22 protein-coding genes are annotated in these 26,811 nt (G+C 71.0%); 11 read left to right on the top strand and 11 right to left on the bottom strand.

Going from position 1 to position 26,811, the window contains the following annotated elements; all coding sequences use genetic code 11:
* Nucleotides 1-64: 64 nt before the first annotated feature.
* On the top strand, nucleotides 65-1,444 hold the full coding sequence (locus ABT122_RS04365; RefSeq protein ID WP_351545106.1) for a serine hydrolase domain-containing protein: 1,380 nt from the start codon (nucleotides 65-67) through the stop codon (nucleotides 1,442-1,444).
* Between the two features lie 79 nt (nucleotides 1,445-1,523).
* Here the strand turns inward: ABT122_RS04365 and ABT122_RS04360 are convergent, their stop codons facing one another.
* From ABT122_RS04360 to ABT122_RS04330, 7 genes are all read right to left on the bottom strand, one after another.
* Nucleotides 1,524-1,979: a GNAT family N-acetyltransferase gene (locus ABT122_RS04360; RefSeq protein WP_351545103.1), complete on the bottom strand. Its 456-nt coding sequence runs from the start codon at nucleotides 1,977-1,979 to the stop codon at nucleotides 1,524-1,526.
* A gap of 11 nt (nucleotides 1,980-1,990) precedes the next feature.
* Nucleotides 1,991-2,449, bottom strand: a complete 459-nt coding sequence (locus ABT122_RS04355) for a MarR family winged helix-turn-helix transcriptional regulator (RefSeq protein WP_351545101.1) — start codon at nucleotides 2,447-2,449, stop codon at nucleotides 1,991-1,993.
* A gap of 130 nt (nucleotides 2,450-2,579) precedes the next feature.
* Nucleotides 2,580-3,452 (bottom strand): GNAT family N-acetyltransferase, encoded by an 873-nt coding sequence (locus tag ABT122_RS04350; protein ID WP_351545099.1) that lies wholly within the window; start codon nucleotides 3,450-3,452, stop codon nucleotides 2,580-2,582.
* Nucleotides 3,453-3,676: 224 nt separating this feature from the next.
* A complete protein-coding gene (locus ABT122_RS04345; protein WP_351545096.1) occupies nucleotides 3,677-4,156 on the bottom strand; it encodes an NUDIX domain-containing protein in 480 nt (159 codons plus the stop codon).
* A 52-nt stretch (nucleotides 4,157-4,208) separates the two neighbouring features.
* Entirely contained in the window at nucleotides 4,209-5,099 is an 891-nt protein-coding gene (locus ABT122_RS04340) for a LysR family transcriptional regulator (RefSeq protein ID WP_351545094.1), read from the bottom strand.
* 262 nt (nucleotides 5,100-5,361) lie between these two features.
* Nucleotides 5,362-6,495, bottom strand: coding sequence for a cystathionine gamma-lyase (locus ABT122_RS04335; RefSeq protein WP_351545092.1), 1,134 nt, complete (start codon nucleotides 6,493-6,495; stop codon nucleotides 5,362-5,364).
* Nucleotides 6,496-6,501: 6 nt separating this feature from the next.
* Entirely contained in the window at nucleotides 6,502-6,879 is a 378-nt protein-coding gene (locus ABT122_RS04330) for a phage holin family protein (protein WP_351545089.1), read from the bottom strand.
* Nucleotides 6,880-6,930: 51 nt separating this feature from the next.
* Here ABT122_RS04330 and ABT122_RS04325 point away from each other — a divergent pair, with 51 nt between their 5' ends.
* The 4 genes from ABT122_RS04325 to ABT122_RS04310 all read left to right on the top strand — a co-directional run bounded on the left by ABT122_RS04325 (nucleotide 6,931) and on the right by ABT122_RS04310 (nucleotide 9,252).
* Nucleotides 6,931-7,248, top strand: a complete 318-nt coding sequence (locus tag ABT122_RS04325) for a cupin domain-containing protein (RefSeq protein ID WP_351545170.1) — start codon at nucleotides 6,931-6,933, stop codon at nucleotides 7,246-7,248.
* Nucleotides 7,249-7,493: 245 nt separating this feature from the next.
* A complete protein-coding gene (locus tag ABT122_RS04320) occupies nucleotides 7,494-7,712 on the top strand; it encodes a DUF5326 family protein (RefSeq protein WP_351545086.1) in 219 nt (72 codons plus the stop codon).
* A 207-nt stretch (nucleotides 7,713-7,919) separates the two neighbouring features.
* Nucleotides 7,920-8,708, top strand: coding sequence for an IclR family transcriptional regulator (locus ABT122_RS04315; protein ID WP_351545083.1), 789 nt, complete (start codon nucleotides 7,920-7,922; stop codon nucleotides 8,706-8,708).
* A 121-nt stretch (nucleotides 8,709-8,829) separates the two neighbouring features.
* Entirely contained in the window at nucleotides 8,830-9,252 is a 423-nt protein-coding gene (locus ABT122_RS04310) for an SsgA family sporulation/cell division regulator (protein WP_351545080.1), read from the top strand.
* Nucleotides 9,253-9,396: 144 nt separating this feature from the next.
* Here the strand turns inward: ABT122_RS04310 and ABT122_RS04305 are convergent, their stop codons facing one another.
* Nucleotides 9,397-10,872 (bottom strand): YibE/F family protein, encoded by a 1,476-nt coding sequence (locus ABT122_RS04305; protein ID WP_351545077.1) that lies wholly within the window; start codon nucleotides 10,870-10,872, stop codon nucleotides 9,397-9,399.
* Nucleotides 10,873-11,097: 225 nt separating this feature from the next.
* On the opposite strand from ABT122_RS04305, the gene thiC reads away from it, so the two are divergent.
* Nucleotides 11,098-12,876, top strand: a complete 1,779-nt coding sequence (gene thiC, locus ABT122_RS04300) for a phosphomethylpyrimidine synthase ThiC (RefSeq protein ID WP_351545074.1) — start codon at nucleotides 11,098-11,100, stop codon at nucleotides 12,874-12,876.
* A 49-nt stretch (nucleotides 12,877-12,925) separates the two neighbouring features.
* Here thiC and ABT122_RS04295 read toward each other — a convergent pair whose 3' ends face one another.
* The 3 genes from ABT122_RS04295 to ABT122_RS04285 all read right to left on the bottom strand — a co-directional run bounded on the left by ABT122_RS04295 (nucleotide 12,926) and on the right by ABT122_RS04285 (nucleotide 16,347).
* Nucleotides 12,926-13,753, bottom strand: a complete 828-nt coding sequence (locus tag ABT122_RS04295) for a hypothetical protein (RefSeq protein ID WP_351545072.1) — start codon at nucleotides 13,751-13,753, stop codon at nucleotides 12,926-12,928.
* Between the two features lie 148 nt (nucleotides 13,754-13,901).
* A complete protein-coding gene (locus ABT122_RS04290; RefSeq protein ID WP_351545069.1) occupies nucleotides 13,902-15,059 on the bottom strand; it encodes a metallophosphoesterase in 1,158 nt (385 codons plus the stop codon).
* A 175-nt stretch (nucleotides 15,060-15,234) separates the two neighbouring features.
* On the bottom strand, nucleotides 15,235-16,347 hold the full coding sequence (locus ABT122_RS04285; protein ID WP_351545066.1) for a LacI family DNA-binding transcriptional regulator: 1,113 nt from the start codon (nucleotides 16,345-16,347) through the stop codon (nucleotides 15,235-15,237).
* A gap of 383 nt (nucleotides 16,348-16,730) precedes the next feature.
* Here ABT122_RS04285 and hisC point away from each other — a divergent pair, with 383 nt between their 5' ends.
* From hisC to ABT122_RS04260, 5 genes are all read left to right on the top strand, one after another.
* Nucleotides 16,731-17,813 (top strand): histidinol-phosphate transaminase, encoded by a 1,083-nt coding sequence (gene hisC, locus ABT122_RS04280; RefSeq protein WP_351545064.1) that lies wholly within the window; start codon nucleotides 16,731-16,733, stop codon nucleotides 17,811-17,813.
* A 934-nt stretch (nucleotides 17,814-18,747) separates the two neighbouring features.
* A complete protein-coding gene (locus ABT122_RS04275; protein WP_351545061.1) occupies nucleotides 18,748-20,253 on the top strand; it encodes a cytochrome ubiquinol oxidase subunit I in 1,506 nt (501 codons plus the stop codon).
* A 22-nt stretch (nucleotides 20,254-20,275) separates the two neighbouring features.
* Nucleotides 20,276-21,277, top strand: a complete 1,002-nt coding sequence (gene cydB / locus ABT122_RS04270; protein WP_351545059.1) for a cytochrome d ubiquinol oxidase subunit II — start codon at nucleotides 20,276-20,278, stop codon at nucleotides 21,275-21,277.
* Nucleotides 21,278-21,349: 72 nt separating this feature from the next.
* Nucleotides 21,350-24,901 carry a thiol reductant ABC exporter subunit CydD gene (gene cydD, locus ABT122_RS04265; protein ID WP_351545056.1) on the top strand — a complete coding sequence of 1,184 codons (3,552 nt, stop codon included), beginning with the start codon at nucleotides 21,350-21,352 and terminating at the stop codon, nucleotides 24,899-24,901.
* A 134-nt stretch (nucleotides 24,902-25,035) separates the two neighbouring features.
* A complete protein-coding gene (locus tag ABT122_RS04260) occupies nucleotides 25,036-26,760 on the top strand; it encodes a GAF domain-containing sensor histidine kinase (protein WP_351545053.1) in 1,725 nt (574 codons plus the stop codon).
* The last annotated feature ends 51 nt before the right edge of the window (nucleotides 26,761-26,811 follow it).

The raw sequence follows: 26,811 nt of genomic DNA, 5'->3' as shown, positions 1-26,811 counted from the left end.
CCGGTCGCCCTCCCCTCGGGGCTCCGGAGTCGACTCCGCCCGGTGATTTAGGTAGACCTGCCCCATGACTTCACCCTTGACGGCGCTGCTCCCCACGACGGAGCGGGCCCTTCTGCACCGTGTCGCCACCGCCCAGTCGGAGGGGCGTGCGCCTTCTCTCGTCGCCGGAGTGGCCAGGGAGGGGCGGTTGGTGTGGACCGAGGCCCGCCCCTCGGCCGAGGGGGACCGGTCCGTCGACACCCAGTACCGGATCGGCTCGCTCACCAAGACCTTCACCGCCGTGCTGGTGATGAGGCTCCGGGACGAGGGGCTGCTCGATCTCGGTGACCCCCTGGAGAAGCACCTCCCGGGTACCGGCGTGGGCGAGGTGACCATCGCCCAACTGCTCGGCCACACCGCCGGCCTGGGCGCCGAGTCGCCCGCGCCCTGGTGGGAGCGGACCCCGGGGGCGCTCCGGCCCCAGCTCGCCGATGTGCTCGGGGAGGAGCCGGTTCCGCACCCTCCCGGCCGCCGGCACCACTACTCCAATACGGGCTACACCCTGCTGGGTTCGCTGGTCGAAGCCGTACGCGGTGCCTCCTGGGAGAGCGTTCTGCGGGGCGAGATCCTCGAACCCCTGGGCCTGACGCGTACGAGCGTCCAGCCGCAGAGCCCCTGTGCGGAGGGGTGGGCGGTCCACCCCTGGGCCGATGTGCTGCTGCCCGAGCCCGCCGAGGACCTCGGGCTGATGGCCCCGGCGGGACAGCTCTGGTCGACGGTCGCTGATCTCTGCCGGTTCGCGGTCTTCCTCACGGAGGGCGACGACCGGGTCCTCCGGGCCTCCTCGGTGGCGGAGATGCGCACCCCGTCCGCCCCCGCCGAGGCCGGCGACTGGGACAGCACCTATGGGCTGGGTGTGCAGATCGTACGGAGAGATGGACGGACCCTCGTGGGCCACACCGGTTCGCTCCCCGGCTTTGTCGCCTGCCTCTGGGTGAGCACGGAGGACGCGGTCGCCGCGGTGGTGCTCGCCAATGCCACCTCAGGGCCTCTCCCCGGCGCTGTGGCCGCCGATCTTGTGCGGTTGGTGGCGGAGGGCGAACCGCGCATTCCGGAGCCGTGGCGGCCCCTTCCGGAGGTCGACCAGGGGCTCCTGGGCCTGACCGGCCCCTGGTACTGGGGAGCCCATCCGTTCGGGCTGCGGCTTCTCGACGGCGGGGGACTGGAGATCCAGCCGCTGAGAGGTGGAGGCCGGGGCTCGCGCCTCATCCCGGCCGGGGACGGGACCTGGGTCGGCCAGGACGGCTACTACGCGGGCGAGACCCTGCGGGTGGTGCGCCGGGAGGACGGCTCGGTCCGCCATCTCGACCTCGCGTCCTTTGTGTTCACCCGGGAGCCCTATGAGGCCGGCGCGGGGGTGCCCGGTGGTGTTGACCCCGAGGGGTGGCGCGGGACCCGGTCATGACCGGGCCGGGCAGCCGGAGCCGGGCGGTGTTTCACGTGAAACACCGCCGGTCCCGGCCGAGTGAGGCAGGCGGCACCGGTCAGAGGGGGAGCTTGAATCCGATGTGGGACGGTTCGAAGCCCAGACGCTCATAGAAGCGGTGGGCGTCCGTGCGGGTGGCGTCCGAGGTGAGTTGCACCAGCCGGCAGTCCGGACGGCTGCGGGATTCCTCGATCGCCCACTCGATGAGCCGGGTGCCCAGACCGCTGCCGCGCTCTCCGGCGTGGATGCGCACACCCTCGATGATCGAACGGGTGGCGCCGAGCCGGGAGAGCCCGGAGACAAAGGTGAGCTGGAGAGTGCCGATGACCCGGCCGGCCCGGACAGCGACGATCAACCGCTGATTCGGGTCCGCGGTCAGCCGCTCGAAGGCGGCGGTGTACGGCGTGAGGTCGTCGGCGGATTCCCGCTGAGCGCCCAGCGGGTCATCCCTGAGCATCGCCACAATCGCCGGGATGTCTTCGGTCGTTGCTGCTCTGATCACCGATTCGCTCATGATCCAGAAGACTACGCGGGTGCTTGGAGCGCTTTCACGGTCTTGACCAGGGGAGCGAGGGCAGGGTCCCCGGCCGCTTCGTCGAAGGCCTCGCGCAGCGCGGTGTCATGGGTGGGCCTGGCCTCGGCGAGCAGAGCCTGCCCGGACCCGGTCACATCGGTGTAGATGCCCCGCCGGTCGGTGTCGCAGAGATAGCGCCGCAGCAGCCCCCGGTCCTCAAGCCGGGTGACCAGCCTCGTGGTGGCGCTCTGGCTCAGCACCACGGCCTCGGCGACCTGCTTCATCTGGAGATGCCCGCCGGCGCCGGTGTGCTGACGGCTGAGGACATCGAGCAGGGAGAACTCGCGCACGCTCAGGCCGTGGTTGCTCTCCAGGGCCTTCTCGACCCGGGCCTCGATCTTCCCGTGGAGCAGGGAGAGGGTGCACCAGCTCTGGGAGAGTGCGGTGAGCGCGGGGTCGGTCGCGGTCATCTGGGGGTCCTCCTCCGGACCGGGGCGGCGTCCTGCCAGGGTAGACGAAATCCGCGATATGCCGCGCGTGCAAGTACTGGTCGGGTCGGGCCCCGTCGGGCCGGTCGGCCGGGCCCCGCCGGCGGAAGGCTCAGCCGAGCGCCACCGACAGCGGGGCGAAGCGACGGGTCCAGTCGCCCGGGACCTCGCTGATGCCATGGGTCATCACGGTGTTGGAGGAGACCGTCTCCAGGCCGTTCTCCTTCAGCCAGCCGAGGAGGTCCCGGTGGCGCACATCGACATCGGTCCGGAAGGGGCGATCCGTGGCCGGGGCCAGGGACACGATCAGCGACTGCGCCGTCTCGGTGCTGTCGGCGATCAGAGGGCCGATGACATGGGTGTCCATGTTCGGCCAGGCCGCCGCGTACCCCGTCAGCACCCCGTCCCTCTCCGCCACCCTGATCTGGTCGGCGAAGGCGGGCAACCGTGCGATGACCGGGGTGCGGTCCAGGCCGAAGACCTCGGTGTCCAGCCGGACGATCGCGGAGAGATCGTCGGCCGTGGCCGGGCGGGTGGTGGCCCGGCCACGGCCGCCGGGACCCGGAGCCAGGGCATCGGTGCGGAGCCGGCCCCGGACCATCTCGGCGCCACCGACGGCGGTGAAGCCCAGCTCCTCGTAGAGCGGCTGGCCCTGCGCGGTGGCGTGGAGGGCGAGCGGAGTCCCTCCGGCCTCGTTCAGCATCTGCCGCATCATGCGGCGCCCGATGCCCTGGCGGGCGTACTGCTGGGCGACGAGCACCATACCGATGGTCGAGAGCCCGGGACCGTAGGAGGTCACCACGCAGGCGGCGGCCAGCCCTTTGCCGGAAGGGTCGTCCATGCCGTACCCGGTCCCCGCCGAGAGAAGGAGGCCCCACTTGTGTTCCTCGCGCGGCCAGCCGCGGTCCTCGGAGAGATTCGCGCAGGAGACGAGATCGCTCCTGGTGAGGCGGCGCATGGGCAACGGTGGGAGCGGTGTCGGCATGGGGATCAGGCTGGCTGACGCAGTGATCGCTCGTCCAGTGTTTTCCCGGAAGTGATCTCACTCTTCGGCCACCGGCCCCGAGCGGGTGGCGGCGGCGCCCGGGGGCCGCCAACCGGGCAGGAGGGTTTCACGTGAAACACCGCGCCGTGTGAAACACCTCACCGTGCCGAGCGCCTCACCGTGCCGAGCACCCCACCGTGCGGAAGGCCCCATCCTGCGGAACCTCAGCCCAGGTCGGGGGCGTGCATCGCCCGAACACCCTCGATATTGCCGTCCAGATAGTGACGGAGGGAGAGCGGCACCAGATGGACACCGGCGATCCCCATCCTGCTGAAGGGCACCCGTACGATCTCGTACTCCCCGCAGGGGGCCTCGATCTCCGGGCCGTGTCGGCGCGCGGGGTCCATGGACTCCAGCCGGCAGACGAAGAAGTGCTGGACCTTCACCCCCGTCACCCCGCCCCCGGCGATGTGCTCGACGGTGTCCACGAAGCAGGGCACCACATCGGTGATCTTGGCGCCCAGCTCCTCGTCCACCTCGCGGTGAAGAGCGTCGACCACGGTGGTGTCCGAGGGTTCGACCCCGCCGCCCGGGGTCAGCCAGTACGGATCGACACCGGGTTTGGTGCGTTTGATCAGAATCAGATCGTCGCCATCGATCAGGATGGCGCGGGCGGTGCGCTTGACCACGGGACGTTCGGTCATGACTGAAAAATGGCCCGTATCGCCTGTTCTGAAACTCGACTGGACCGCCGTGTCACCAGTCGACGGCGGCGCGCAGCAGCCACTCATGCGCCCGGGCGATATGGGGGAGAGCCAGGGTGCCGGTCCGTACGACAAGGAAGTAGGTGCGCAGCGGAGGCACCGGAGGGTCGAGAAGCGCCACCAGCCGTCCCCGCTCCAGGGCCTCCTCGCACAGATAGCGCGGCAGCACGGCGAGCCCGGCTCCCGAGGCGGCGGTCTCCAGAACAGCCCGCAGGTCAGGCGCTATGACAGCACCCGCCGCAGCCGGCTTGGAGTCGAAGACGGCGGCCCAGTAGCGGGAGACCAGCGGCAGGGATTCATGGACCTCCACCACCGGGAGCTGCTCCAGCAGCACATGCCCCCCGCACAGCACGTCGGGCCCCAGCCGGGCGGCCCAGCGCGGGGAGGCGACCAGGACATGCTCCTCGTCGCAGAGCGGTGTGGAGGTGAGCAGACCGCCGCGCGGCCGTGCCGTGGTGATGGCCAGATCATGATGCCCGGCGGCCAGGCCCTCCAGCGTCTCCTCGGCGTTGCCGAAGGAGGCCCGCAGGGCCAGCCCCTGGGCGATCAGCGGGGTGAGGGCGGGCAGGGCGCGCAGTGAGGTGAACTCGGGCAGCCCCGCCAGGTGCAGGGTTCTGATGCCCGCCTCGTCGTCCAGACCCGCCTCGGCTATCTCGACCAGGGCGTCCAGATGGGGAGCGGCCCGGTGGGCGAGTTCGTCGCCGATGGTGGTCGGGGTGACGCCGCGCGCCTGGCGCAGGAAGAGCGGGCGCCCCAACTGTCTTTCCAGGGTGCGTATCTGGCCGGTGACGGCCGGCTGGGAGAGCCCGAGCAGTGCGGCCGCTCGGGTGAAGGAGCCCGCACGGTGCACGGTGACAAAGGTGCGCAACAGGGCCAGATCCATTCCGAGCCCTCCCGACCGGCTGTATCCCCGAACCGAACAACTATAAATAAGTCGATAGGTCGCTGTCGCTACTGTGATTGGACACTGACGCAGAGTCAACTAGCCTGGGTCGCGCGGTTCTTCTGGGGGGATGAACCGGGGCGGTCCGAGCCACGAGGGGGGAGGCTCGGACCGCCCGAGAAGCTGCCGTGAACCTATCGTGTCCAGGATGGTTCCACGCGGCACTCCGGAGATCACGGTCCGCCCGGCGCCCTTCCCGGCGCTACCGGGCCGCCTCGTCCAGAGCCCGCAGCACATCGGCCACCAGATCGTCCGGGTCCTCCGCGCCCGCCGAGAAGCGGATGAAGCCCTCCGGCACCGCGTCACCGCCCCAGCGCCCGCGCCGCTCGGCGGAGGAGCGGATGCCGCCGAAGCTGGTCGCGTCGTCCACCAGGCGCAGGGCGTCCAGAAAACGCTCCGCCCGGCCTCGGTCCGGCAGCACGAAGGAGACCACCCCGCCGTACCGCCGCATCTGACGGGTGGCGAGCGCGTACGAGGGGTCGTCCGGCAGCCCGGGATAGCGCAGCCCGGTCACCTCGGGGCGGTCGACGAGCGCCCGGGCCAGCGTCAGCGCGTTGGCGCACTGGCGCTCGATCCGCAGCTGGAGCGTGGCCAGGGAGCGGTGCGCGAGCCAGGCCTCCATGGGCCCCGGAATCGCCCCGACGACCTTCCGCCAGCGCCGCACCTCGGCGGCGCGCCCGGCGTCGCGGCAGGTCACATGGCCGAGCAGGATGTCGCCGTGGCCCGTCATCCCCTTGGTGTCGCTGGCCACCGAGAAATCGGCGCCCAGCTCCAGCGGGCGCTGCCCCAGCGGGGTCGCGAGCGTGTTGTCGACGGCGACCAGAGCGCCGGCCGCGTGCGCCGCGTCCACCAGTCCCCGGATGTCGCAGACATCGAGCCCCGGGTTGGACGGGCTCTCGATCCAGAGCAGCCGCGCGCCCTCCAGCACGGAGAGCTGCGCGTCGCCGCCGGTCGGAGCGGTCCGCACCTCGATGCCGTAGGCGTCGAGCTGTTCCCGGACCAGCGGCAGCGCCTGATAGCCGTCGCTGGGCAGCACCACCGCGTCCCCGGTCCGGAGCTGGGAGAAGACCACGGCGGAGATCGCGGCCATCCCGGAGGCGAAAGTCACGGTCTCGACCTGCTCCCCGGGCGCCTCCAGCTCACCTATGGCCCGTTCCAGATGGGTCCAGGTCGGGTTGGTGTCCCGCCCGTAGGTGTACGGTCCGGTGGGCTCCCCCGGCAGATGGAAGTGGGCCGCGAAGACCGGACCCGGCAGGGTCGGCTCGTGCTTCACCGGTTCGGGCAGCCCCGCCCGTACCGCCCTCGTACCGTCACCGGTCCTCTCCGCGCGGTTCACCGGCGCTCACTCCCCATCGGGCAGGACGACGTTCAGTGCCCAGGAGACGATGGAGATGATCAGGCCGCCGAGGACCGCGGTCCAGAAGCCGTCGACATGGAAGCTGAGATCGAGCTTGTCGGCGAGCCAGGAGGTCAGCATCAGCATCAGGGCGTTGATGACCAGCGTGATCAGCCCCAGTGTGAGGATGAACAGGGGCAGGGCCAGCAGCTTGACCAGGGGCTTGACGAAGACATTGACCAGACCGAAGAGCAGGGCGACCAGCAGCAGGGCCAGGGCCTGCTCACCGGTGCTGTCACCGCTGAGGGTGATGCCGCTGACCAGCCAGATGGCCACGGCCAGGGCCCCCGCGTTGGCGAGCGTCTTGACGAGGAAATTCAACATGTGTCTGATCGTGACAGATGTGATCGGAACGACGGCAGGGACGGACGGACGATGAAGGCATTCCGGCTGGACGAGCTGGAGGCGGAGCGGGTCGCCAACCAGGGCGCGTACCTCCAGTTCCTGCGGGAGCGGAACATGTCCGCCGGTCTCTACGCGCTCGACGCGGGAGCGCTGGACCCGCAGCGGCCGCACGGTCAGGACGAGATCTACTTCGTGGTCAGCGGTCGGGCCTCCCTGACGGTCGGCGAGGAGACGACCCAGGTCGGGCGGGGCAGTGTGGTCCATGTCGCGGCCGGGGTGCCGCACCGGTTCCACCACATCACCGAGGATCTGCGGGTGCTGGTGGTCTTCTCGCCGCCGGAGGGCTGACGGGCCCGCGCCCGGGCGCCCCGGCGGCGGGCACGTCAGCCCTCCGGCGGCCCGCCGCCAGGGCCGCGGGTCCCGGCCTCGGACCGCGGGTCCCGGTCTTGAAGCGGAGGGCGACGCTCCTGATTCCCTAGGGGTCCGGTCAGGGGAGAGCAAGGGCTCGCGGCGCCCCGTTCCCGGTGCCGCCCGCCTAGCATCGGGAACACGATCAGCGAAGCCGGATCGATCCCGGGGAAAGAGGCAGTGTGATGGCAGCGAAGGAAATCCTTGCCGGAATGCCGTGGTGGGTGAAGTGGGTCGCGGTGCCGCTCGTCGTCCTCGTCGTGTTCGGCGGTCTGATCACGAGTGTGGTCGGGTTTGTGATCGGCCTGCTCTTCAAGGTGCTGATGGCCGTCGCCCTGATAGCCGGACTCGTCTTTGTCGTACGGAAGTTCATGGCCTCATCGAACTCGCGAGGGGATTGGTAACCGCTCGCGGTACACCTGTTAACCCGCCCGAGGGAACACCCGTTGGATACCAGCTCCATCCGGCGGGGTGGCCGTTACATTGGCAAGCCGCCGCCCGGCCCCTGGGAGTCCGCCATCGGAGACCTCCCGGGAGCGCCGGCGCGGCGGGCACGCGGGGGCGGCCCCCGCGGGCGGGCGATGCGTCCGTCACCATGCCGGGGGTGACCTTTGGCCAGAGGTACCAGCGCCACTGCCCCGACCCTGATCGGTTCGGTGCAGCGGGCCCTGCGGCTGCTGGAGGCCGCGGCCTGTCATCCGGACGGGGCGCCCGCCAAACAGCTCGCCCGGGAAGCGGGTATTCCCCTTCCCACCGCCTACCATCTGCTGCGCACCCTGGCCCATGACGACTATCTCCGCCGCGAGCACGGCGTCTTCGTCCTGGGCGGCGCCGTCGGCGCACTGCTGACCGGCGAGTCCGTGCAGAATCGTCGCGGCAGAGTCGAAGAGGCCCTGGCGTACTGGCGGGACGCCATCGGCGCACCGGTCTACCTCGCGCGCTACCGCGCCGGTGAGATCGAGATCGTCGCCTGCGCCGACTCTCCCGGCACCCCGGCGGTCGAGGAGTGGGCCGATCTCCGCGAGACCGCGCACGCCCACGCCATCGGCCAGTGTCTGCTGAGCCGGCTCGACCCCGCGTCCCGGCGCGAGCATCTCGACCGCCACCCCGTCGTGCCCCTCACGCGCCACTCGGCCGGGGACCGCCGCACCCTGCTGAGGCGGCTCGACTCCCTGGAGCGGTTCGACTCCGCGGGACGGCCGCGGCCGGTGGTGGAGCGCCAGGAGTACACGCTCGGTACGGTCTGCGCCGCCGTCCCGATCGCCGCGGGCGCCGACCCCGTCGCGATGGCCATTTCCCTCCCCCTCCACCAGGAGGAGCGATTACTCCCCGCGATCGAGCAACTGCGCGACGGGGTGGGAGGGTTGCTGGGCGCCCTCACCCTCTCTATCAGTATCTGAAGAATCACCGCTTGTAGTCCTCTAGCGCTTCAAGCACGATTGCGGCAAGAGGCCGGGAGGATCATTCCTGGCCGTTTTCGACAGATCTTCAGCAGCCGTCCTTCACTGCGGGGTGTACACGATGCGCGAGTCGGTCCAGGCCGAGGTCCTGATGAGCTTTCTCGTCTCCGAGGAGCTCGCCTTCCGGGTGCCGGTGGAGCTCCGGTACGAGGCGGAGGACCCGTACGCCGTGCGGATGACCTTCCATCTGCCCGGCGACGCGCCTGTGACCTGGGCCTTCGGTCGCGATCTGCTGCTGGGCGGACTGCTCGGGCCGAGCGGTGAGGGCGATGTCCACATCGCGCCCACCGGTCCGGACGGGCAGTCCGACATCGGCATCCGGCTCCAGGTCTGCGGCGACCGCGCGCTGTTCCTGGTGAGCGTGGCCCCGATGGTGGCCTTTCTCGACCGGACCGACCGGCTGGTGCCCCTCGGACAGGAGCGGTCCTACGGCGACTTCGAGGGCGATCTCGACCGGGCGCTCACGGGCATCCTCGCCGGCTGACCCGGCTGACCCGGCTGACCCGGCGGGCCTCGGGCCACCGCGCCACCACGCCTCCGGCCCCCGCGGCCCCGCACCGGCTGAGCCCCTGCCGGGCCGCGCCGCCGGCCCGGCCGGGACGAGCGGAACGCGCCCCCGGCGCCGCGGCTACTTCTTCCGCCGGCGGCCCTTGCCGCCGAGCCCCGGCAGCCCGCCCTGCCGCCCTCCGCCCGGCCGCGCCCCGCTCGTGCCGGCCCCCGCCGTGGAACCCGCCGTGGAACCCGCCGGTCCGGTCGGCGGTCCGGCCGGCGGACCCACCGTGGAGCCCGCGGGGGAGCGCGTCGGAGATCCCTGCCCGGAGCCCGCCGGAGTGCCGGCCGGGGAGCCGCCCGGCCGGTCGGCGGAGACCACGAGCGCCGCGAGCGCGGTGGTCACCGGCACCGAGGCGACCAGCCCGATCGACCCGACGAGGGTCCGTACGATCTCCTCCGCCACCACCTCGCTGTTGGCCACCGTCCCCACCCCGCTCTGCGCGATCGAGAACAGCAGCAGCAGCGGCAGCGCGGCACCCGCGTACGCCAGTACGAGGGTGTTGACCACCGAGGCGATATGGTCCCGGCCGATTCTGATGGCGGCCCGGTACAGCGCCCGGGGGCCCATCGTCGGGTCCGCCTGGCGCAGCTCCCACACGGCCGAGGTCTGGGTCACCGTCACATCGTCGAGCACTCCGAGCGAGCCGATGATGACACCGGCCAGCAGCAGACCGCTCATATCGATCTCCGGATAGAGGCCGTGGATCAGACCGGTGTTGTCGTCGGTGTTGCCCGACAGACTCGCCCAGTCGATGAAGAGCGAACCCAGCAGCCCGATCAGCAGCAGCGAGATCAGGGTGCCGAGGACCGCCACCGAGGTGCGGGCGGTCAGCCCGTGGCACATGTAGAGCGCGATCAGCATGATGGCGCTCGCCCCGACCACCGCGACGATCAGCGGGTTGGAGCCCTCCAGGATCGCGGGGAGGATGAAGAGGGTGAGCACGGCGAAGGAGGCGGCCAGCGCGATCAGCGCCATCACCCCGCGCATCCGTCCCACCAGCACCACGGCCAGGGCGAAGATCCCGGCCAGCAGGGCCATCGGAAGCGTACGGTCCACATCGATCACCGAGTACTGGAGCTCGCGTGGCGCGTCGGGGGCGTAGGCCACCACCACCTCCTGCCCCTGCTTCAGCTGCCGGGAGGCGTCCGGCTGGACGATCTCGGTGAAGGTCCGGCCCGTCTGCTTGCCGCTGGTGACCTCGATCCGGGCCTTCTTGCACTCGCCCTGGGCGGAGTTGACGGCCTCGCGCCCCTGGGGGGTGCTGGTGTCCCCGGTCGGCGGCACCTGGCCGGCGTTCACCGTCTTGCAGTCCACCCGTTCCACGGCGGTCACCCTCGCCTGCTCGGTCTGCCGGTCGAAGCCGACACCGGTGCGTTCATGGCCGGGCGCCGACCCGGGCCAGAGCACCGCGAGACCCACCACGACCGCGGCGGCGAAAGGAATCAGCACGGCGGCGATGACCCGGCGCAGATGCCGGGAGACGGGCGCGGCCGGGCCATGGCTGTGGCTGTGCCCGTGCCCGTGGTGCGGGTCGGCAGGAGATGAGGTCACCGACCGATCATCGCAAGAACGGGCGGGGGCCTCTGTTCAGCACGCCAGAAAGGACGCTAGCGTGGTGCCACCTTTGCACACGCGGGAGCTCGGAGCACCGGGCTGAGAGGGCGCTGAACTCCGTACGGGCCGACCACCGGCCCACGCCGGTACACCGGCTGCGGACATCGCTGCGTCGACCGCCGAACCTGTTACCGGGTAATGCCGGCGTAGGGAGTAGGTCTCATGACCGTTCAGGATGCACGCACGCCTGCCGTCGACCAGTCCACCGGGGGCGGCGAGCGCACACCGGGCTGGCACAAGGGGTACGTCGAGGGCTCCCGCCCCGACCTCCGGGTGCCGGTCCGCCAGGTGCACCTCACCAATGGCACGGATGTGACGCTGTACGACACCTCCGGCCCGTACACCGACCCCGCCACCGAGACCGATGTACGCCGCGGCCTGGCGCCGCTGCGGGAGAACTGGATCATCGGCCGGGGTGACACCGAGGAGTACGCGGGCCGTCCGGTCCGCCCCGAGGACGACGGCATCAAGCACACCTCGCCGCGCGGCGGGCTGAAGAACCTGGACGCGGTCTTCCCCGGCCGCCCGCGCCAGCCCCGCCGGGGCCGGAACGGGCAGGCGGTGACCCAACTGGCGTACGCCCGCCGGGGCGAGATCACCCCGGAGATGGAGTACGTCGCCATCCGGGAGAACGTGGCTCCCGAGGTGGTGCGGGAGGAGATCGCGGCGGGCCGTGCCGTGCTGCCGGCCAACGTGAACCACCCGGAGATCGAGCCGATGATCATCGGCAAGCGGTTCCTGGTCAAGGTCAACGCCAACATCGGCAACTCCGCCGTGACCTCCTCCATCGAGGAGGAGGTCGAGAAGATGACCTGGGCGACGCGCTGGGGCGCCGACACGGTCATGGACCTGTCGACGGGCCGCAATATCCACACCACCCGGGAGTGGGTGCTGCGCAACTCCCCCGTCCCGATCGGCACGGTGCCGCTCTACCAGGCTCTGGAGAAGGTCGACGGCCGGGCCGAGGAGCTGACCTGGGACGTCTACAAGGACACGGTCATCGAGCAGGCCGAGCAGGGCGTCGACTACATGACGGTCCACGCGGGTGTGCTGCTGCGGTACGTGCCGCTGACGGCGCGCCGCAAGACCGGCATCGTCTCGCGCGGCGGCTCGATCATGGCGGCGTGGTGTCTGGCGCACCACAAGGAATCGTTTCTGTACGAGAACTTCGAGGAGCTCTGCGAGATCCTCGCCGCGTACGACGTCACCTACTCGCTCGGGGACGGGCTGCGGCCCGGTTCGATCGCGGACGCCAACGACGAGGCGCAGTTCGCCGAGTTGACGACGCTCGGGGAACTCAACCGGATCGCCAAGCGTTTCCAGGTGCAGACGATGATCGAAGGTCCCGGTCACGTCCCGATGCACAAGATCAAGGAGAACATCGACCTCCAGCAGGAGATCTGCGAGGAGGCGCCGTTCTACACGCTCGGCCCGCTCACGACGGATGTGGCGCCCGCGTACGACCACATCACCTCCGGCATCGGGGCGGCGATGATCGCCTGGTGGGGCACGGCCATGCTCTGCTACGTCACGCCCAAGGAGCACCTGGGCCTGCCGAACCGCGACGATGTGAAGACGGGGGTCATCACCTACAAGATCGCCGCGCACGCGGCCGATCTGGCCAAGGGGCACCCGGGGGCCCAGGAGTGGGACGACGCGCTCTCCGACGCGCGGTTCGAGTTCCGGTGGGAGGACCAGTTCAATCTGGCCCTCGACCCGGACACGGCACGGGAGTTCCACGACGAGACGCTGCCGGCCGAGCCGGCGAAGACCGCGCACTTCTGCTCGATGTGCGGTCCGAAGTTCTGCAGCATGAAGATCTCCCAGGACATCAGGAGGCAGCACGGCGGCACCCAGGAGGAGATCGAGGAGGGGATGAACGGGAAGTCCCGGGAGTTCGCCGAGGCGGGCAACCGGGTGTATCTGCCGATCGCGGAGTGAGCGCGGCCGTGCCGCCACGCCGGCGCCTCCGGGGTGCCGGCGGGCGGGGTCACTCGGGCCGGCGCTCGGGGCCGCCGAAGTCGGGACTGGTGAAGTCCGGGCTGGTGAAAGTGGGCCGCTGGTCCGGTGACGAGCCGTCGCGCGGGCTGGAGAACTCCGGCCCGCTGTAGCCGATCTTCGGGATACGGCTCACCGGGTGCGGCGGTGCCGAGGACATCGGGTCGGCGCTGGGGTCCGACAGCGCCGCCCGCAGAAACGGCAGGATGCCGCGCTCCAGCAGGGCGTGCCGCCAGGCGTCCTTCGCGCGGGCCAGTTCGTCGGGGAGCCGGTCGATCGCCTCCTCGGCGGGCAGTTGGGTGGAGCTGTTGCGCAGGGCGGTGCGCAGCAGGGCGACCGCGGCGAAGAGCATGGCCGCCGCGGTGAGCGCCGTGAAGAACCAGCCGGCGGTGACCAGTGGCGTCGCGATGGAGGGCGGTGGATCGAGCATCCTCAGCAGATAGCCGATGAGCAGGAATATCAGTGCGGCCGTTCCGGCGAGCACCGGCGCGAGCACGGCGATCACGGCGGAGAGACCGGCGCCGGTCCCGGCCGGGTCGCCGGTGACCGTGCCGTGTGCGGTTCCGGGGGCCGTGTCCGGGGGCGCGGGAGAGCGCGACTCCTCGCGGATACGGGTGTAGTGCTCGTACTCGGCGGCGGCGGCGCTGGTGATCAGTGTCGTCGCGTTCAGGGCCATGGTGCGCAGCTGTGTGGGGTTCAGCCGCTGCCCCACGGCCGCGAGGTCCGGTCGGTCCTGGGCGGTGCGCAGCGCCTCGTCGAGGACCCGCTCGAATTCGGCGCGGTCCTCGGTCAGCAGGTGCGGAGCGCTTTTCATGTGCATCCCCCGATGCTCCGTCGGGCCGGATCGCCCGGGTGCGACCGGGCGATGGGGCGGCAACGGAGGAGAGCCTGCTACGGATAAGCCGATGGTAGGGCCGGGACGGCACGAGGTGACAGGGGATTCGGGGAATTCGGGGGCGGCGGATTGGTCAGTTGGGGAGGGGCAGTTGCACGACCAGGAGTTTTCCGGCCATGGTCACACCGCCGTCCATGGCGATGGCCAGTCCGTCCGCGTAGACGTGCGGACCCTCGACGGTCGGGCGTTCGCGCTCCCCGCCCTCGCCGTCCTCCGTGCCGACCTCTCCCAGCAGATAGGGGATGGGGCTGTGGCCGTGGACGACGCGGTGGCCGCCGTAGGTGGTGAGCAGTTCCCGCACGGCCCGGGGGCCGGCCTCGTCGCGGAAGGCGAAGCGCTTGGTCAGCTTGCGGAAGAGGTCCCAGCACTCGTCGGCGTCATTGCGGGTGAGGATCTCGTGGACGGTCTCGTTGACGTCCTCGATGGTGGAGCCGTATTCGAGATAGGCGGTGGTGTCGGAGTGGAGCAGCAGATGCCGGTCCTCCTCGACCACCGCGTCCAGCCGGGCCATCCACTGGAGGTGGACGTCCTGGAGCCGGTCCATGTCGGACTTCTGGCCGCCGTTGAGCAGCCAGGCCGCCTGGAAGGTCGCCGTTCCGGCACCGGAGTTGACCGGGGTGTCCCCGAATCTCCTGGCGCCGAGGAGGAGGAGTTCGTGGTTGCCCATGAGGGCCTTGCAGTAGCCGCCGGCCGCAGCGGCCTCGGCGGAGAGCCGCATCACCAGATCGATCACCCCGATGCCGTCGGGACCCCGGTCGGTGAAGTCGCCGAGGAACCAGAGACGGGCGTTGCCGGCGGCCCAGCGGCCCTCGGCGTCGATCAGGCCCTGGGCCGTGAGGGCGGCGACCAGCTCGTCGAGATAGCCGTGCACATCGCCGACGACATAGAGCGGGCCCGGGCCGTCGGGCACGGGTGAGGTGTCCGGCGCGCCGTGCGGCTGGAGGGCGTCGGCGCCCTGGCGGCCGATCACCGGAAGGTCGCGCTCCGTGGGGGTGTACCCCTCGGGCACCTCGTCCTCCGGCACGGCGTTGCCGGGATGGCCCAGGGCCTCGGGGCGGGCGGGGGCCGGGGGAGCCGGATGGCCCATGGCCTCGGGCGTCTGCGGCGACACGGGTGCCGGGGAGTCGGCGGGCACCTGCGACTGAACGGGCACCTGCGCATACGGCGGGACGCGGAAATCGCGCAATGTCGCCGTCCGCACCACGGGTCCCTGACCGGCCCCCTGAGTCATCGACCCCTCCACCACCGTCGCGCCGCCGTTCACCTCTCGGCCCAGCCTGGTCGGGGTGGTCCGCGGTGTCGTGCGCCCATCATAGGAATGAGGTCCGCGCTCTGTGACGCACCAGGGGTGGTGAATCCATCCTTACCCCTGATGCGTCGGCTGTTTCGTCCTGATTGAGGGAGGTCTAGTCCGGTGCGGGGGAACGGGGCGCGCTCACCGTGGTGCGCGGGGAGCGGCGCTGTGAGGATGTCCGGATGATCAGTTCGGTCGGTATCACCTGCTCGACCGGCCGGTCCTCGTTGATTCCCTCGATGGCGTCGATGAGGAGCTGGACGACCGCGGTGCCGATCCGGCGCGGTTTGAGCGAGAGCGTGGTGATGGGCGGTTCGGTCGTCGCGTACACGGTCGACTCGCTGCAGCACACGAGCAGGAGATCCTCGGGGACGCGCAGGCCGTACCGCCGGGCGGCGGCGAGCAGATCGGTGCCGTTGGGGTCGAAGAGCCCGTAGACGGCGTCGGGCCGGTCCGGGCGGGCGAGCAGCCGGTCGGCTGCCACGGCCCCCGCGCAGGGGTCGTGGGCGGGGTAGGACTCGTAGACCGGGTCCTGGCCCACGCGCTCGCACCAGTGGAGATAGGCGGTGGTGGACAGCCGTGTGTAGGTGTCGGTGGTGGTGCCGGTGAGCAGTCCGATGCGGCGGGCTCCGGCGTCGGCGAGATGGTCGAGCAGATCGAGTACGGCTGCTTCGTGGTCGTTGTCGACCCAGGCGGTGACCGGGAGGGTGCCGGCGGGGCGGCCGTCCGAGACGACGGGGAGCCCTTGCCGGACCAGTTCGGTGACGACTGGATCGTGGTCGGATGGATCGATGACGACCGTGCCGTCGAGGGCGACATTCGACCAGACGTCGTGACGGGAGGTGGCGGGGAGAATCACCAGCGCATAGCCGCGCGCCAGCGCGGCCGAGGTCGCGGCCCTCGCCATTTCGGCGAAGTAGGCGAACTCGGTGAAGGTGAAAGGTTCATCCCCGTACGTCGTCACGGTCAGGCCGATGAGCCCCGACTTTCCGGTACGGAGGGTGCGGGCCGCGGCCGATGGGCGATAGCCCAGTCGGTCGGCGACCTCGCGGACATGCCGGCGGGTGGCGTCCGGGAGCCGGCCTTTCCCGTTGAGCGCGTCGGAGACAGTCGTGATGGAGACACCGGCTGCGGCGGCGACGTCTCGGATGCCCGCCCGACCTTGCCGGCTCCCCCGGCGGGATGTGTCCGTCCGGCTCACCTGGTGCTTCCCTGCTGCTGTCATGGCGAGCCGATAGTAGGGCTCGCATGGACGGTTGGGCCGGTCGCATATGCATTCGTTGACAGGCACGTTTCTGCATGATCATAACCCATCAACTGCCTTGGAAAATAAAGGAGTTGAACGTTACATCTATGCGGTATTGGGTGTCTGGTCGCATGGTCTTGGTGAATGGAGGATGTCTCGAAGAGGTCTCAACTCACCTCTACGGGGGATGCGCGCTACGGAGTGAGCCACCGGCGTGCGCCAGGGAAACGAGCGCTCCCCCTATTCCGGCTCCGGCCGTACGCACCCGCCGCCCATCCTCATAGGGTGAGCAGCAATGGCGCCGGGACCCCGCTCCGGGGTGCCGGATTCCGAGGTGTACGGACGGTCGAGGAGGACCTGCGGTGAGCGAGACGAGCCCCAAGCTGCGCGCCGAACTGGACGGCATCCCCACCTACAAGCCGGGCCGGCCCGCCGCGGCCGGGGGTCCGGCCGCGTACAAGCTCTCGTCCAATGAGAACCCCTACCCGCCGCTGCCCGGGGTGATGGAGAGCACGCTCGCGGCGGCGCACTCCTTCAACCGCTACCCGGACATGGCCTGCACCGGCCTGATGAATGAGCTGGCGGATCGTTTCGGCGTGCCGGTGGGGCATCTGGCGACCGGTACGGGGTCGGTGGGGGTCGCCCAGTCGCTGCTCCAGGCGACCTCGGGCCCGGGCGACGAGGTGATCTACGCCTGGCGGTCCTTCGAGGCGTACCCGATCATCACCCGGATCAGCGGGGCGACCCCGGTGCAGGTGCCGCTGACGGCGGGCGAGGCGCACGATCTCGACGCGATGGCCGGGGCGATCACCGACCGGACCCGGCTGATCTTCGTCTGCAACCCCAACAACCCGACCGGGACCGTGGTCCGCCGGGCCGGGCTGGAGCGTTTTCTCGACCGGGTGCCCTCGGATGTGCTGGTGGTGCTGGACGAGGCGTACCGGGAGTTCATCCGCGACCCCGAGGTGCCCGACGGCGTGGAGATCTACCGCGAGCGCCCGAATGTGGCGGTGCTCCGCACCTTCTCCAAGGCGTACGGCCTGGCGGGGCTGCGGGTCGGCTTCGCCATCGCCCATGAGCCGGTGGCCGCCGCGCTGCGCAAGACGGCGGTGCCCTTCGGGGTGAGCCAGCTCGCCCAGGACGCGGCGGTGGCCTCGCTGCGCGCCGAGGACGAGCTGCTGGGCCGGGTCGGATCGCTGGTCGCCGAGCGGGCCCGGGTGTACGAGGGCCTGGTCAAGCAGGGGTGGACGGTTCCCGAGACCCAGGCGAACTTCGTCTGGCTGCGGCTGGGGGAGCGGACGGGGGAGTTCGCGGAGGCGTGTGAGGGGGCGGGGGTGATGGTGCGGCCCTTCCCGGGGGAGGGGGTTCGGATCACGATCGGTGAGGAAGAGGCCAACGATCTCTTCCTCCGCGCGGCGGAGACCTTCCACCGGGAAGCCCGCTAGGGGGTTTCTTTCGGATCAGGCCGGATCGGTGAGCGGGGTCCGGTGCCGTGGATCGCGAGGCGGAGGAGGGAGCCCACGCGGAGCGCCGGCGACCGACGACAACGCGGCGGGGCGCGGTGCCGGGGTTCGCGAGCCCGGCACGATCCGAAAGAGACGACCCAGCCCCACCCCTGCGGGTGCCGCTCCGCCCGATCCGCCCTTGGAGCCCCCGGCCCGGCCCGGGGCCCGGCTCCCGAGCCCCCTCGGAGCTGTCTCCGGGAGGCGCCCCCGGCGAGGCCGGTTGTGTTCAGCCCGTCCGGCGTTTGAGGACGGGCCCTGTGCCATGGGGGCCCGGCGCGTTGCGGCCCCGGCTCGGGGTCGGCTCTCCTGGGTCTCCCTCTGGGAGGTGCCCCGAGCCGAGGCCGGGTGTGCCGGGGTTTCCGGCGGGGGCCGGGTGTATGGATGCCGTGCCCCGGTCTGCCCGGCGAGGCCGGTTGTGTTCAGCCCGTCCGGCGTTTGAGGACGGACCCCGTGCCATGGGAGCCCCGCACGCTGCGGCCCCGGCTCGGGGTCGGTCCGCACGCTGCGGACCCGCCCGGGGCCGGCCCCTGAGCCCCCGCGCCTCGAAAGCCGGCGAAACCGAGGCGGGCGCGCCCGGTGCTCCTCGGGCACCGGTGGGACCTCGGGGGCGCCCGAAGGTGGCAGGGAGCCTCCCGAGCAGCACCTTTTCCGGTGCCCGCACCCCCCGGGCCCCGGGGGCGATCAGCGGGCGGGCACCCTATTCCACCGCGATCCGGCCGAAGGCCACCCCCCCGGTCATAGGTGTGGTTTTCGCATGAGCCATAATTGCTTGTGAATGTGAACGCGTTCACAAGCGTGTCCTGTTCATCCCGCGATCACTGGGATTATTCAGGCAAACTGCCGCTCGACCTCGTCGATGTAAGGAGATGACGACGTGGACTTGGCTCTGGCGCCGGAAACCTTGGCGCGCTGGCAGTTCGGCATCACCACCGTCTACCACTTCCTCTTTGTCCCGCTCACGATCTCCCTCGCAGCCCTCACCGCCGGTCTCCAGACCGCCTGGGTCCGCACCGAGAACGAGAAGTACCTCAAGGCCACGAAGTTCTGGGGCAAGCTCTTCCTGATCAACATCGCCATGGGTGTCGTCACCGGCATCGTGCAGGAGTTCCAGTTCGGCATGAACTGGTCCGACTACTCCCGCTTCGTCGGCGACATCTTCGGCGCCCCGCTCGCCTTCGAGGCCCTGATCGCCTTCTTCTTCGAGTCCACCTTCATCGGTCTGTGGATCTTCGGCTGGGACAAGCTGCCGAAGAAGATCCATCTGGCCTGTATCTGGATGGTCTCGATCGGCACCATCTGCTCCGCGTACTTCATCCTGGCGGCCAACTCCTGGATGCAGCACCCGGTGGGCTACCGCATCAACGAGGAGCGCGGACGCGCCGAGCTGACCGACTTCGGCCGAGTCCTCACCCAGGACACCGCTGTCGCCCAGTTCTTCCACACCATCACCGCCGCCTTCCTGGTCGGTGGCGCGTTCATGGTCGGCATCGCCGCCTACCACCTGGCGCGCAAGAAGCACATCCCCGTGATGCGGACCTCGCTGAGGCTCGGTCTCGTCACCCTGATCCTCTCCGGACTCCTCACCGCCATCAGCGGCGATGTGCTCGGCAAGGTCATGTTCCGGCAGCAGCCGATGAAGATGGCCGCCGCCGAGGCCCTGTGGGACGGCGAGGCGCCCGCACCCTTCTCGATCTTCGCCTACGGCGATGTCGACGAGGGCCACAACAAGGTCGCCATAGAGATCCCGGGCGTGCTGTCCTTCCTCGCCAACGGCGACTTCGACTCCTATGTCCCCGGTATCAACGACATCAACAAGGCCGAACAGGAGAAGTACGGACCGGGTGACTACCGGCCCAATATCCCGGTCGCCTACTGGGGCTTCCGCTGGATGATCGGCTTCGGCATGGCATCCGTGACCATCGGAGTGCTGGGGCTCTGGCTCACCAGGAAGAGGTTCCTGCTCCCGTCCGCGCTGCGGACCGGCGAGGACGAGGTGCCGCATCTGGTGCTCTTCCGGAAGCCACTGGGGCCCCGCTTCAGCAGGTGGTACTGGATGGTCGCGCTCTGGACCATGACCTTCCCGCTGATCGCCACCTCCTGGGGCTGGATCTTCACCGAGATGGGCCGGCAGCCCTGGGTGGTCTACGGAGTGCTGCGCACCAAGGACGCGGTCTCCCCCGGTGTCTCCCAGGGCGAGGTCCTGACCTCGATGATCATCTTCACCGCCCTCTACGCGGTGCTCGCCGTCATCGAGTTCAAGCTGATGGTCAAGTACGCGAAGGCGGGACCGCCCGAGCTGACCGAAGCGGACCTCAACCCGCCCACCAAGATCGGCGGCGACGACCGTGGCGCCGACCGTCCGATGGCCTTCTCGTACTGAGGCCCTGAGGAGCTGCTGAGTCATGGAACTCCACGACGTCTGGTTTGTGCTGATCGCCGTCCTGTGGATCGGATACTTCTTCCTCGAAGGGTTCGACTTCGGGGTCGGCGTCCTCACCAAACTGCTCGCCCGCGACCGCAAGGAGCGGCGGGTACTGATCAACACCATCGGGCCCGTCTGGGACGGCAACGAGGTCTGGCTGCTCTCCGCGGGCGGTGCCACCTTCGCCGCCTTCCCCGACTGGTACGCCACCCTCTTCTCCGGCTTCTACCTCCCGCTGCTGCTGATCCTGATCTGTCTGATCGTGCGCGGGGTGTCCTTCGAGTACCGCCACAAGCGGCCGGAGGACCAGTGGCAGACCAACTGGGAGAACGCGATCTTCTGGACCTCGCTTCTCCCGGCCTTCCTCTGGGGCGTGGCCTTCGGCAACATCGTCCGCGGTGTGAAGATCGACGCGCAGAAGGAGTACGTCGGCAATGTCTTCGATCTCCTCAACCCCTACTCGCTCCTCGGCGGACTGGTCACGCTGACGCTCTTCACCTTCCACGGCACGGTCTTCGTCGCCCTGAAGACGGTGGGGGACATCCGCACCCGGGCCCGTGCGCTGGCGCTCAGGCTCGGACTGCTCACGGCCGGACTGGCGCTCGTCTTCCTGCTCTGGACCCAGGTCATGCGCGGGGGCGGTGCCAGCTTCGTCGCGATGGTCATCGCGGTGGTGTCACTGGTGGCCGCCATCGTGGCGAACCAGGCGGGGCGCGAGGGCTGGTCGTTCGCCTTCTCCGGACTGACGATCATCGCCGCTGTCGGGATGCTCTTCCTGACGCTCTTCCCGAACGTCATGCCGTCCTCGCTCAATGACGCCTGGAACCTCACGGTCACCAACGCGTCGTCCACCCCGTACACCCTGAAGATCATGACGTGGTGCGCCGGTATCGCCACCCCGCTCGTGCTCGTCTACCAGGGCTGGACGTACTGGGTGTTCCGCAAGCGGATCGGTACGCAGCACATCGCCGACGCCCACTGACCCGCTCCCAGCGATCATGCACACCGGCCGCGCCATCGGCCCCATCGGTCCCATCGGCAGGGGATGTTTCACGTGAAACCGATCGACTTGCGTCTGCTCCGGTACGCCCGGGCCACCCGGGGCTTCCTGCTCGCGGTGGTGCTTCTCGGACTCGCCGGGGCGGCGCTGGTCGTCGCCCAGGCGATGCTGATCGCCGAGACCGTGGTGGGAGCCTTCGAGAAGGGTCTGACCGCCTCCGAGCTGACGACCCCGCTGGTCCTGCTGGCGGCGGTCGCCGTCGGCAGGGCGGCGGTCTCCTGGCTGACCGAGCTGGCCGCCCACCGGGCCGGCGCGGCCGTCAAGTCCGAGCTGAGGGAGCGGCTGCTGGTCCGCGCCGCCGAACTCGGACCCGGCTTTCTGAGCCGGCAGCGCACCGGTTCGCTGGTCGCCCTCGCCACCCGGGGCATCGACGCCCTGGACGACTACTTCGCGCGCTATCTGCCCCAGCTCGGTCTCGCGGTCGTGGTGCCGGTGGCCGTGCTGGCGCGCATCGTCACCGAGGACTGGGTCTCCGCCGCGATCATCGTGGTGACGCTGCCGCTGATCCCCGTCTTCATGGTGCTCATCGGCTGGGCCACCCAGAACCGGATGGACCGCCAGTGGCGGCTGCTCTCCCGGCTCTCGGGCCACTTCCTGGATGTGGTCGCCGGGCTGCCCACCCTCAAGGTCTTCGGCCGCGCCAAGGCGCAGGCCGAGTCGATCCGCTCCATCACCTCGGAGTACCGGCGGGCCACCGTGCGCACCCTCCGGATCGCCTTCATCTCCTCCTTCGCGCTGGAGCTGCTCTCCACTCTCTCCGTCGCCCTGGTCGCCGTCACCATCGGCATGCGGCTGGTCCACGGCGACATGGACCTCTACACCGGTCTGGTGATCCTGATCCTGGCCCCCGAGGCGTATCTGCCGATCCGGATGGTGGGGACGCAGTACCACGCGGCGGCCGAGGGGCTGGCGGCGGCCGAGGAGATCTTCACGGTCCTGGAGACCGAGCCGCGCGCCGGCGGCACCCAGCAGGTGCCGACCGTTCCGCGCCTGGAGCTGGAGTCGGTGACCGTCCGGCACACCGGACGCTCCGAACCCTCGCTGGACGCGGCCTCGCTCACCGTGGAGCCGGGGGAGACCGTCGCCCTCGTCGGGCCCAGCGGGATCGGGAAGTCCACCCTCCTCGACGTACTGCTGGGCTTCGCCGAGCCGGCCGAGGGCCGGGTGCGGATCGGCGGCGTCGATCTCCGCCGGCTCGACCGGGACCGCTGGCACGAGCAGATCGCCTGGGTGCCCCAGCGGCCCTATCTTTTCGCCGGGACGGTCGCCGAGAACGTACGGCTGGCCCGGCCCGACGCCGACGACGCCGCTCTGGCGGACGCGCTGCGGGACGCCGGGGCGTACGACTTCGTCAGCGCGCTCCCGCAGGGGGCGAGGACCCCGCTCGGCGAGGACGGCGCCGGGCTCTCCGCCGGTCAGCGGCAGCGGCTCGCGCTGGCCAGGGCGTTTCTCGCCGACCGTCCGGTGGTGCTGCTCGACGAGCCGACGGCCGCCCTGGACGGCGAGACCGAGGCCGGTCTCGTCGAGGCGGTGCGGCGGCTGACCCGGGGGCGGACCGTGCTGCTGGTGGTCCACCGCCCCGCCCTGCTCGCCGTGGCGGACCGGGTGGTCACCCTCACCCGCCGCCCCGCCTCCGTACCGGAGCCGCGCCGGTCCGCCACCGCCGCGAGCGGCCCCGGCGACCCGCTCCAGCCGGCCTCGGCGGCGGTGCCGGTGGACGAGGAGCTGTACGCCTTCACCAGCGCCGGCGGGTCCAGCGGGCCCACCGAGCCCGCGCTGACCCGCGTACGGAACGCCGCCCGGAAGCAGCGGGCGCGGTTCCGGCTGGGACTGTTCCTCGGCAGCCTCGCCCTGGGCTCGGCCGTGGGGCTCATGGCCGTCTCCGGCTATCTCATCTCCCGCGCCTCCGAGCAGCCGCCCGTGCTCTATCTGATGATGGCCGTGACGGCGACCCGCGCCTTCGGCATCGGCCGCGCCGTCTTCCGCTACGCCGAACGGCTGGTCTCCCACGACGCCGTGCTGCGGATGCTCGCCGATCTGCGGGTCGCGGTCTACCGCCGGCTGGAGCGGATCGCCCCCGCCGGGCTGCGCCGGAGCAGGCGCGGCGATCTGCTCTCCCGGCTGGTCGCGGATGTGGACGCCCTCCAGGACTACTGGCTGCGCTGGCTGCTCCCCGTCGGCGCCGCCATCGCCGTGAGCGCCGCCTCGATCGGCTTCACCGTCTGGCTGCTGCCCGAGGCCGGGGCGGTGCTCGCCGCCGGACTGCTGGCCGCGGGCCTCGCGGTTCCGCTGCTCAGCGGCGCGGTCGCCCGCCGGGCCGAGCGACAGCTCGCCCCGGCGCGCGGGGTGCTCTCCACCCGGCTGGTGGATCTGCTGCGCGGTACGGCGGAGCTGACCGTCGCCGGAGCGCTGGCCCGGCGTCTCGACGGCGCCCGGGATGCCGACCGCCGGCTGACCGCCATCGCCTCCCGCACCGCCGCCGCCACCGCGCTCGGCAGCGGACTCACCGCGCTCGCCTGCGGGCTGACCGTGGTCCTCGCCACGCTCGCCGGGGTACGGGCGGTGGCCGATGGACGGCTCGACGGAGTCCTGCTCGCCGTGGTCGTGCTCACCCCGCTCGCCGCTTTCGAGGCGGTCACCGCCCTGCCGCTGGCCGTGCAGTACCGGCAGCGGGTCAAGCGGAGTGCCGAGCGGGTGTACGAGGTGCTGGACGCACCCGTCCCCGTAGAGGAGCCGGAGCGGCCGGCCGCACCTCCCGCGTCGGCGTTCCCGCTCCGGGTGCGGGGGCTGCGGGCGCGGTATCCGGAAGGGGAGCGCGACGCGCTCGCCGGGCTCGATCTGACCCTCACGGCGGGCAGCCGGGTCGCCGTCGTCGGCACCTCCGGCTCCGGCAAGACCACTCTCGCGCAGGTCCTGCTCCGCTTCCTGGACGCCCGGGCGGGCAGCTACACCCTCGGCGGAACGGACGCAGGAGCGCTGGACGGGGACGAGGTCCGCCGGCTGGTCGGGCTCTGCGCTCAGGACGCCCATCTGTTCGACAGTTCCGTACGGGAGAACCTCAAGCTCGCCCGTACCGACGCGACCGAGGACGAGCTGCGCCGGGTCCTCGCGGAAGCCCGGCTGCTGGAGTGGGTCGACGAGCTGCCCGACGGGCTGGACACCCTGGTCGGCGAGCACGGTGCCCAGCTCTCCGGCGGGCAGCGGCAGCGGCTGGCCCTGGCCCGGGCGCTGCTCGCGGACTTCCCGGTGCTGGTCCTGGACGAGCCCGCCGAGCACCTCGATCTGGCGACCGCCGACGCCCTCACCGCCGACCTGCTGGCGGCCACCGAGAGCCGTACGGCGCGGGGCGCGGCCACCGTGCTGATCACGCACCGGCTGCGCGGGCTCGACGCCGTGGACGAGATCGTCGTACTGGAGGACGGGCGGGCCGTGCAGCGCGGGACCTATGCGGAGCTGGCGCGGGTGGACGGGCCGCTGCGGCGGATGGTGGAGCGGGAGCGGGAAGCGGACCGGCTCGGGGAGCGGCTCGCGCGGGCCGCCGGCTGACCGGCTCCCGGCCCCGGGAGGACGGACGGTGCGGCCTCCCGGGGCCGGGAGGCCGGGCCGCCCGGTTCGAACAGCCGGTCATGGGCGGGTCGGCCGACTTTCCTCCCCAAATGGGAATTACTAGGCTCACGGACATGACCGTGCCCGAACCGAAGGACCCGAGCGGTCCACGGGAGCCGTTCGACGCCGTGACCTCGGCGGCGCGCAGCCTCCAGGGCCTGTCCACCGATCTCACCGCACGGGTGCCGCAGCTCCTGGAGGCCATGCGCTCCGTCGGGACCGGGCTGGAGCTGCACTCCACCCTCGACCGGATCTGCGAGACCGCCGCCGAGCTGGCCGGCGCCCGCTACGCCGCGATCGGGGTCGTGGACGAGGAGGGCCGAGGGCTCGCCGACTTTGTGACCCATGGTGTCGGCGAGGACGTGGCGCGGCGGATCGGCCGCCGGCCCGACGGACACCGGGGCCTGCTCGGCGCGCTGATCCACGATCCCGCGCCCCTCCGGCTCGCGGATCTGACCTCCGATCCGCGTTTCGCCGGATTCCCTCCGGGCCATCCCTCGATGCGGACCTTCCTCGGTGTGCCCATCCGGGTCCAGGGGGAGATCTTCGGCAATCTCTATCTGGCGGAGAAGGCCGATGGCGCGTTCAACGACTACGACCTCCACATGGTGCGGGTGCTCGCCACGGAGGCCGGGATCGCCATCGGCAACGCCCGGCTCTACGAGGCCGCCCGCCAGCGTGAGCGCTGGATCGACGGGTCGGTCGCCGTGACCACCGCCCTGCTCTCGGGCGGTGACGCCGACGACGCCCTGACCGTCGTCGCCGAGCAGGCCCGCCGACTCGCCGACTCCGCCGCCGGAGTGGTGATGCTGCCCGCCGCGGACGGCGGCCTCGAAATCGTCGCCGTCGCCTCCGACCTCCCCGTCAGCGATCTGATGGGGATGGTCGTTCCCGCCGAGAGCCCGGTGGCCACCCGGCTGCTCGCCGGGGAGGCGGTGTTCGTCGCGGACGCGGCCACCGACGCGCGTCTGGTCACGAGGTCGGCGGATCGGTACGGCCCGAGCATGATGCTGCCGCTGCACAGCGGCGGCCGGGTGCTGGGCGCGCTCGCCACCCCCCGGGCCCGTGGCGCGCGTCAGTTCAGCGAGGCGGAACGGACCCTGGCCACCCAGTTCGCCTCCCAGGCCGCGCTGGCGCTGATCATGGCCGAGGCACAGCGGGACCGGGAGCGGCTCGCGGTGTACGAGGACCGCGACCGCATCGCCCGCGATCTGCACGATCTGGTGATCCAGCGGCTCTTCGCCACCGGGATGATGCTGGAGGGCGCCCAGCGCAAGTCGGTCACCCCGGCGGTGCAGGACGGGGTCGGCAAGGCCGTGGACGAGCTGGACGTGACCATCCAGGAGATCCGTACGGCGATCTTCGCCTTGCAGCAGGGCCCGGCGGAGGCGCCGTCCGGGCTGCGCACCCGCGTACTGCGGGAGATCAACATGGCGGCCGTGCCGCTCGGTTTCAAGCCCGGGCACCGGTTCGCCGGGCCGGTGGACTCCCTTGTCGGCGAGCTGACCGGGAAGAATCTGATCGCCGCGCTGCGGGAGGCGCTCTCCAACGCCTTCCGGCACGCCCGCGCGTCCCGGATCGAGGTCGTGGTGGACGCGACGGTGCGGCTGCCCGACGGTTCCGGCGGGGTGCGGCTGACGGTCGCCGACGACGGGGTGGGCATCGCGCCCGGCGGCCGGCGCAGCGGGCTGCGGAACCTCGCCCGGCGCGCCGAGTCGCTCGGCGGTTCGAGCGTCTGCGGCCCGGGGATCGGCGAGGGCGGGCAGGGGACGACGGTGAGCTGGGAGGCCCCGCTGTAGTGGCGGGCCGGGGCGGAAGCGGCCGGCCGTCGTGGCGGCGGGGCCGTGCGC

The sequence above is a fragment of the Streptomyces sp. NPDC001985 genome (assembly GCF_040296845.1).
In the GTDB taxonomy this organism is placed as follows: Bacteria; Actinomycetota; Actinomycetes; order Streptomycetales; family Streptomycetaceae; genus Streptomyces.
The sequence above is the reverse complement of the archived record's forward strand: the minus strand, read 5'-3'. Positions and strand labels throughout refer to the sequence as shown.

Coding starts and splice junctions, on each gene's coding strand:
- ABT122_RS04320 (WP_351545086.1), top strand. CDS start 7,494: ATGGCAGCGAAGGAAATCCTTGCCGGAATGCCGTGGTGGGTGAAGTGG.
- ABT122_RS04345 (WP_351545096.1), bottom strand. CDS start 4,156: ATGACCGAACGTCCCGTGGTCAAGCGCACCGCCCGCGCCATCCTGATC.
- ABT122_RS04290 (WP_351545069.1), bottom strand. CDS start 15,059: ATGACTCAGGGGGCCGGTCAGGGACCCGTGGTGCGGACGGCGACATTG.
- ABT122_RS04295 (WP_351545072.1), bottom strand. CDS start 13,753: ATGCACATGAAAAGCGCTCCGCACCTGCTGACCGAGGACCGCGCCGAA.
- ABT122_RS04310 (WP_351545080.1), top strand. CDS start 8,830: ATGCGCGAGTCGGTCCAGGCCGAGGTCCTGATGAGCTTTCTCGTCTCC.
- ABT122_RS04355 (WP_351545101.1), bottom strand. CDS start 2,449: ATGACCGCGACCGACCCCGCGCTCACCGCACTCTCCCAGAGCTGGTGC.
- ABT122_RS04365 (WP_351545106.1), top strand. CDS start 65: ATGACTTCACCCTTGACGGCGCTGCTCCCCACGACGGAGCGGGCCCTT.
- ABT122_RS04260 (WP_351545053.1), top strand. CDS start 25,036: ATGACCGTGCCCGAACCGAAGGACCCGAGCGGTCCACGGGAGCCGTTC.
- ABT122_RS04325 (WP_351545170.1), top strand. CDS start 6,931: ATGAAGGCATTCCGGCTGGACGAGCTGGAGGCGGAGCGGGTCGCCAAC.
- ABT122_RS04330 (WP_351545089.1), bottom strand. CDS start 6,879: ATGTTGAATTTCCTCGTCAAGACGCTCGCCAACGCGGGGGCCCTGGCC.
- ABT122_RS04285 (WP_351545066.1), bottom strand. CDS start 16,347: ATGACAGCAGCAGGGAAGCACCAGGTGAGCCGGACGGACACATCCCGC.
- thiC (WP_351545074.1), top strand. CDS start 11,098: ATGACCGTTCAGGATGCACGCACGCCTGCCGTCGACCAGTCCACCGGG.
- ABT122_RS04360 (WP_351545103.1), bottom strand. CDS start 1,979: ATGAGCGAATCGGTGATCAGAGCAGCAACGACCGAAGACATCCCGGCG.
- cydB (WP_351545059.1), top strand. CDS start 20,276: ATGGAACTCCACGACGTCTGGTTTGTGCTGATCGCCGTCCTGTGGATC.
- ABT122_RS04340 (WP_351545094.1), bottom strand. CDS start 5,099: ATGGATCTGGCCCTGTTGCGCACCTTTGTCACCGTGCACCGTGCGGGC.
- ABT122_RS04350 (WP_351545099.1), bottom strand. CDS start 3,452: ATGCCGACACCGCTCCCACCGTTGCCCATGCGCCGCCTCACCAGGAGC.